At 50.8% G+C, this 6,169-nt stretch carries 6 protein-coding genes; 2 read left to right on the forward strand and 4 right to left on the reverse strand.

Annotated features, from left to right (window positions below; all coding sequences use genetic code 11):
* Nucleotides 1-9: 9 nt before the first annotated feature.
* Nucleotides 10-480 carry a DUF2271 domain-containing protein gene (locus AQ981_RS18205; RefSeq protein WP_058913165.1) on the reverse strand — a complete coding sequence of 157 codons (471 nt, stop codon included), beginning with the start codon at nt 478-480 and terminating at the stop codon, nt 10-12.
* A gap of 101 nt (nt 481-581) precedes the next feature.
* Complete coding sequence (locus tag AQ981_RS18210) at nt 582-947, reverse strand: PepSY domain-containing protein (protein WP_058913166.1); 366 nt, start codon at nt 945-947, stop codon at nt 582-584.
* Nucleotides 948-1,079: 132 nt separating this feature from the next.
* On the opposite strand from AQ981_RS18210, the gene AQ981_RS18215 reads away from it, so the two are divergent.
* Together AQ981_RS18215 and AQ981_RS18220 are read left to right on the forward strand one after the other, a co-directional pair.
* Nucleotides 1,080-1,739 carry a response regulator gene (locus AQ981_RS18215; RefSeq protein WP_058913167.1) on the forward strand — a complete coding sequence of 220 codons (660 nt, stop codon included), beginning with the start codon at nt 1,080-1,082 and terminating at the stop codon, nt 1,737-1,739.
* 2 nt (nt 1,740-1,741) lie between these two features.
* Nucleotides 1,742-3,073, forward strand: a complete 1,332-nt coding sequence (locus tag AQ981_RS18220; protein WP_058913168.1) for a histidine kinase dimerization/phospho-acceptor domain-containing protein — start codon at nt 1,742-1,744, stop codon at nt 3,071-3,073.
* An 82-nt stretch (nt 3,074-3,155) separates the two neighbouring features.
* Here AQ981_RS18220 and AQ981_RS18225 read toward each other — a convergent pair whose 3' ends face one another.
* Together AQ981_RS18225 and AQ981_RS18230 are read right to left on the reverse strand one after the other, a co-directional pair.
* The gene (locus AQ981_RS18225; protein WP_058913169.1) at nt 3,156-4,547 is read right to left on the reverse strand and encodes a cytochrome-c peroxidase; all 1,392 of its coding nucleotides are present in this window, start codon (nt 4,545-4,547) and stop codon (nt 3,156-3,158) included.
* A gap of 360 nt (nt 4,548-4,907) precedes the next feature.
* A complete protein-coding gene (locus AQ981_RS18230) occupies nt 4,908-5,816 on the reverse strand; it encodes a cation diffusion facilitator family transporter (RefSeq protein ID WP_058913170.1) in 909 nt (302 codons plus the stop codon).
* Between the last annotated feature and the right edge of the window lie 353 nt (nt 5,817-6,169).

A 6,169-nucleotide genomic window follows, 5' to 3' on the forward strand; every position in this document is an offset into this window, starting at 1 on the left:
CCGGCTCGCTCAGAAACCGTAGGTGAACATGTCAATATAGCGGCGACCTGAAATGGACTGTCCGGCGCCGGTGTTAGTCAGCGGAACGGAGACTTCACGTGGGCTATCCCGCATATCTTCAACGGCGGCATCCAGGGTGAGTTTATAGCCCGCGTCGAATAAGGTATCGGCTAAATCGACGGTGACTTTCAGGTCTCTGCCGGCCCCGACGCTGGCACCTGTAATCCCGTTGATATGTGCCTGGCGGCCGCCAGTCGCACGATACCAGTCGGTCAGATGTTTGTAATATTTAGATTTCTTACCAGCCACCCAAAGAGTACGCACATAGGCGCCAGAAGCATCGGTCAGATACAGGGCAAGATAGGCACCATCTCCACCATAGTTCCTGAGCGTGGTCGTCAGGGTTACCGGACGCGCCATGACAAGTTCGGGAAGTACCAGCGCGGCGGATAAAGCCAGACCTGAGATGAGTTTTTTCATTATTGAACTCCTTATTCATATTTGCGTAACCAGGACTGCATCGGAAGAGAACGTTGAGTGGTCATTACCTCTCTGAATGCTGCAGACCTGTCGACTATCTGTTAGTCATCAACCTGTTGTGATGGTGGGGGGAGGGGAGGTGCATTACTGGACGTATTATCCGGGACGGACAGGTAGCGCGATGTGTCAGAGCCTGGCTGAAAGCGGACTTCCAGCTTAAGTGGTTCCAGTGTCGCAGGATCAAGTTTCAGCTTGATTCGATTACCTTCATTGTCCCGACCGCGGATCTCATAACAGCCATCGTCGATGCGTAGCCGGTCTGTGGTTATACCCAGCTCAGTGACATGATCGGAAACGGTATCCCGGGATTGCCATTCAGCCATAGGGCGGCGGCAATCGTCGCTGGCCAGCGCTGCACCAGAACCTGTCAGCACGATCACAATGACAGCAGGAAAGAATGATTTCATAGCAGGGTTCCTCTATCCTTGGGACTTTAAGGATGACCTGCCAGAATGATCGCGAGCTGAAGCTGGAATGAAAAACGCTTCAGCTTGCCGTCAGGAAAGCTGTTGTGCAGGTACGGGTCGAGGAATAGATCAATGCGGATCATGCTGATTGAAGACGATGCGGTACTTGGGTCTGCGGTGCGTGACCAGATGGCGGGAGATGGTCACTCCGTGGACTGGGTACAACGTCTGGATACGGCAGAGCGCGCTATTGCCGGCGCTTCTTACGATCTCCTGTTGCTTGATCTCATGCTTCCCGATGGACGGGGCGTTCCATTCCTGCGCGGGATGCGAGCGCGGGGTTATGCTGTACCGGTCATCATTCTGACCGCCCTTGATCAAGTTTCTGACCGGATTGAAGGGTTGAATGCGGGCGCTGACGACTATCTGGTAAAGCCTTTCGATCTGGCGGAGTTGTCTGCGCGGATAGGATCTGTTGCTCGCCGTTACAGTGGTAGCCCTAATCCTGTGATTCACCATGGGACTTTGCGTATCGACCTGGCGGCGCGCAGCATTCAGCGTGATGGGCGCGGCATTACACTGACGTTGCGTGAATGGGCCTTGTTTGAGGCTTTTCTGACGCGTCCCGGGCAATTGCTTTCTAAAGCACAGCTTGAAGATAAACTGTATACCTTTGATGCCGAGGTTGAGAGCAATACCATTGAGGTCCATGTCAGCCGGCTGCGCAAGAAGCTGGGGAGCGATATCATTGAGACCGAACGGGGCCTTGGTTATCGACTGGGGCAGGGATAACGATGTCGCGTAGTCTTCAGAGACAACTCGGATTTTCATTGGGTATCCTGTTGACTATCCTCTGGGCAAGCGCCGCTTCGCTGACCGCCATTCAGGCGAGAAGTGCCATTGAAGAGGTGTTTGATTCAGCGTTACAGGAAACGGCGCAGCGCATTTTGCCACTTGCGATTGTTGATATTCTTGGACGTGATGAGGAGGGCGTCACGCAGCGGTTGGTGGAAATTCGCGACCATGAAGAATTTCTCACTTACATCGTGCGCGACGATCAGGAGCATATTCTTCTCCATTCCCATGATGCTGACCCCGGTGTATTTCTCCCGTGGGACGGTATGGGTTTCCGTCAGTCTTCTACCCATCGGTTTTATAACGAAGATGCCTTGCAGGGTTCGATACGGCTGACTATTGCTGAACCGTTGTCTCGTCGCCAGAGTGTCGCGCGTGAAATCCAGACAGGCTTTGGTCTGCCGCTGTTGATTTTTCTTCCCGTTGCGATTCTTTCAATCGTCCTTGCGGTGCGGTTCAGCCTTGCGCCTTTGCGCCGTTTTCGCGATCGGCTGGCTGTGCGAGGAGTGAGCGATCTCTCATTGGTGCCGGCAGATAGACTTCCAAACGAGATCTCACCGGTGGCAGATACCTTGAATGGATTACTCGGTCAACTAGCTGTCGCCTTCGAGGCAGAGCGTAGTTTTACCGCCAATGCAGCCCATGAATTGCGCACTCCACTTGCTGGTGCTATTGCGCAGGCACAGCGTCTGCAGGCGGAAACGAATGATGCGGAGGCACAGAGACGAGCTGCCAGTATTGAGTTGACTCTAAAGCGTCTGACGCGGCTTTCCGAACGTCTGATGCAGTTGTCGCGGGCTGAAGGGGGGCGCTTGTGTCTGGAAGATGCTGCCGATCTCCGGCCTGTAGCGCGTATTCTGACAGAAGACTTGTCACGTATCATGGGAATGGGCAGGATTTGTCTCATATTGCCGGCTACTCCAGTGATATCAGAACTCGATCCCGACATCTTTGCCATTCTTTATCGCAACCTTGTTGAGAATGCGTTACGGCATGGAGCGGAGGGGGCGCCAGTAGATGTTTCCATTTCTGAGAGTGGATTACTCACCGTCGCCAATGATGGACCGGTGGTGCCGGACCGGGTACTCATCCGGTTGACGGAGCGGTTTGAACGCGCTGCAAACCCTTCCTGGGGGGCTGGGCTGGGCCTGGCGATAGTTAATACTATCGCTTTACGAATCGGGACCACTCTCGTACTGAGATCGCCACGAACCGATCAGAACTCGGGATTTGAGGCTTGCCTGGCACTGCCGGTTGTACAAGGAAAATGAGCGCTCAGTGTCTGTGGTCTGAACTTTGTCACTGTGTATTACTAAATGCCGCCTTCTGATTTTAGAAGGCGGCGAAAGGGATTTATTCTACTGGATATGGGGTATAGGTACCGGTAAGGCTTTCCAGGAAAGCGACAATATCATTCACATCCTGCTGCGGCAGTTCCGTGCCGACCTGGTGACGTAGCATCAGTTTCACGGCTTCATCCAGCGTTTCCACATCTCCACGGTGGTAATATGGCGCAGTCAGCGTCACGTTGCGCAGCGTCGGGACTTTCTGACGCAGGCGGTCACGCGCTTCTTCTGTCACGTTCATACGTCCAATATCCGCATCCGTGATTTCGCCGAAGTTGAAATCTTTTTTCAGGCCCAATGGCTCAAAGGAACGGCCGCCGAGGATTACACCGCCGTGGCAGGTGGCGCATTTGTTATCCTTAAACAGCTGATAGCCGCGAATTTGTTGGGCAGTCAGCGCACTATCGTCGCCGCGCAGCCAGTTATCAAACGGAGAGTCCGGGGTTATCAGGGTTTTCTCAAACTCGGCAATGGCGTCAGTGATGGTATCGCCGGTAAACCCTTCCGGATAGACTGCCGTAAAGTCGCGGCTAAGTACCTCATCCTGGCGCAGCTTTGCGATAATCTCCTCCCAGGATTTGGATGCCATTTCTATCGGGTTAAGCGGTGGCCCGCCTGCCTGAGCCTGCAATGTCGGTGCCCGGCCATCCCAGAACTGCTCAATGTTAAATACCGAGTTGAACACTGTCGGCGCGTTAATCGGGCCCACTGCGCCGCCGACGCCCGTCGACGTTTTCAGGCCGTCGACCCCACCGGCGCCTAACTGGTGACAACTGGCGCAGGAGATAGAGTTATCCCCGGAAAGCCGCGGATCGTGATACAGACGGAATCCGAGGGCCACTTTGTCTTTATCAACCGGTAGTGAGCGGGGGATCGGTTGCACCGGTTCGTTGCGATGCCGGGGAGCGGTATCGTCACTGGCATAAAAGCTTTCACGTTGGTTGGTTATCCAGTCCATCAGCGTTTTGCGCTCGCTGTCATTGACGCTGCCTGCCCAGTGCAGCGCGACATAACGGGTCGGCGGCATGGTCTGATGTTGCATGACCCATTCAATTTTATTCAGGTCGCTTTGCGGCGCCGGTTTGTTTTCAGTCAGGCTTTCCCGAACCGGCGTAAGGTTGAAAGACTTATAGCCGAGCTGGATGTCGTAATCCATCAACTGCTTCGCGACGGGAAAGGAGGCATAGAACGGCAATTCAGCGGAGGGGGTATGGCAATAATCACATCCCTTGTCCCGAAGAATAGCCAACACCTGATTATTTTGTGCCGATGCTGAGTTTGGGATTGACGTTTTCGCCACACGCTGGGTGTCGTAATACCATACATAGCCAGCGAGTCCCAAATAACACAGGGTGCCTCCAGCAATAGCGATGGCCGTTAGTTTTACTATTTTATTCATTACTGATTCCTTCAGAGAAATTGCCCACATGCATATTAAAAATTTTGTAATACGAGCTTTATAGTCACGGACGTGGTAGACATTGTTAGCCTGAATTATTCCCGATATGGGAAGCCACAATGATTAAGATAGCGTTTATTAATAAAGGATACTTCTTAAAGTCACCACTAAATCACTATAAATGAGATCGGTGGAATAGTATTTGCTGAAAATTTGCATGGAATAAATGGTGGATATCAAAAATTAATGCCTAAATAATTTTTGATATGAAAATAATACTCAATAACATACTCATTTTTACCGTTAGTGAGAATTGAAATCCTTTTCATTTACTGAGCCCATTTTCTATATTGCCAGTATTTACCTTAAACAATCACCTGTACCAGATGCACAGGGGTCAACATGTATCATCATATTGAGAACGTTATGTTTTTTTAATACTTTGTTGCGTGTGGCGACGGCAATGTCATGGCCCTCTCTGACAGACAGGTGCGCCTGAACCTCAATATGGACATCAACCAGAATCAGGTCCCCGGCCTTACGTGTTTTTAAATCATGGAGATTCATAACCCCCGGAGTGGACAAAATAGTGGCTTTTATTTCGTTTTCTTTGGCAGGTTCTACGGAACGATCCATCAGGTCATGTAATGCGTTACAGGCGAAGGGATAGCCCATGCGGACTATCAATGCACCGACGATAAGCGCTGCGATGGGATCACAATAAGGCAGTCCGGCGAGGCTTCCGGCGATCCCTATGGCCACAACCACTGATGAAGCGGCATCTGAACGGGCGTGCCAGGCATTAGCGACCAGCATAGAAGACTGAATACGCGTCGCTACCGCGAGCATGTATCGGAACAAACATTCTTTTATGATCAGAGCGCCAATCGCCACCCACAGTGCCGTGATATGAACTTGCTGGATAGTGTCAGGATGGAGTAATTTCCCGACTGCCGACCACAGCATGCCAGCGCCAACAAGACATAGCAAAACGCCTAAAATCATTGACGCGCCATTTTCATAGCGCCAGTGTCCATAATGATGATCGTCGTCACAGGGCTTTCGGCTTTTTTGGTTGGCAATCAGCACCACAAAGTCAGCGATTAAATCGGAAAACGAATGAATGCCATCGGCGACAAGCGCCTGAGAGCCTGAAAGTAGACCAGTTATAATCTGTAAGCAGGATAAAAACAAATTAACAATGACGCTAATCAGTGTGCTTTTACGTGCCGTCCGTGAGCGCTCATGATAATTATTATCATTTTTCATCGTTGGTTATTATATTTGGAAATATTAAAAAATAAAATCAGAGTAACAATCCAATATTAAGATAACATTAAGACTGAATATCTGGTCGAAAAAGAGAAGGCATTAAATGATGAAAAGGTTTTTATCGCTCATCAAACACATTCCTTTTACAGCGAGGTATTGTCGATAAGACGAATGGTCGTGCATCAGTAATCTGTATTTGATACGGATAAAACGTAATAAGGAAATGATAACTGGAGAGGCAGCGAACGCGCTGGATAGCATATTGCCAATCAGTGATGGTTGACAACGCTATTCAGGACGGGTCACAGGCAATAAAAAAGCCTGAGTGTAAGCTCAGGCTCTCTTATGAG

Source organism: Entomohabitans teleogrylli, assembly GCF_001484765.1.
GTDB classification, from domain to species: Bacteria; Pseudomonadota; Gammaproteobacteria; order Enterobacterales; family Enterobacteriaceae; genus Entomohabitans; species Entomohabitans teleogrylli.

What these genes read in the sequence shown, in the direction of transcription:
- AQ981_RS18210 (WP_058913166.1), bottom strand. Translation starts at nt 947, where the DNA reads ATGAAATCATTCTTTCCTGCTGTCATTGTGATCGTGCTGACAGGTTCT.
- AQ981_RS18205 (WP_058913165.1), bottom strand. Translation starts at nt 480, where the DNA reads ATGAAAAAACTCATCTCAGGTCTGGCTTTATCCGCCGCGCTGGTACTT.
- AQ981_RS18215 (WP_058913167.1), top strand. Translation starts at nt 1,080, where the DNA reads ATGCGGATCATGCTGATTGAAGACGATGCGGTACTTGGGTCTGCGGTG.
- AQ981_RS18220 (WP_058913168.1), top strand. Translation starts at nt 1,742, where the DNA reads ATGTCGCGTAGTCTTCAGAGACAACTCGGATTTTCATTGGGTATCCTG.
- AQ981_RS18225 (WP_058913169.1), bottom strand. Translation starts at nt 4,547, where the DNA reads ATGAATAAAATAGTAAAACTAACGGCCATCGCTATTGCTGGAGGCACC.
- AQ981_RS18230 (WP_058913170.1), bottom strand. Translation starts at nt 5,816, where the DNA reads ATGAAAAATGATAATAATTATCATGAGCGCTCACGGACGGCACGTAAA.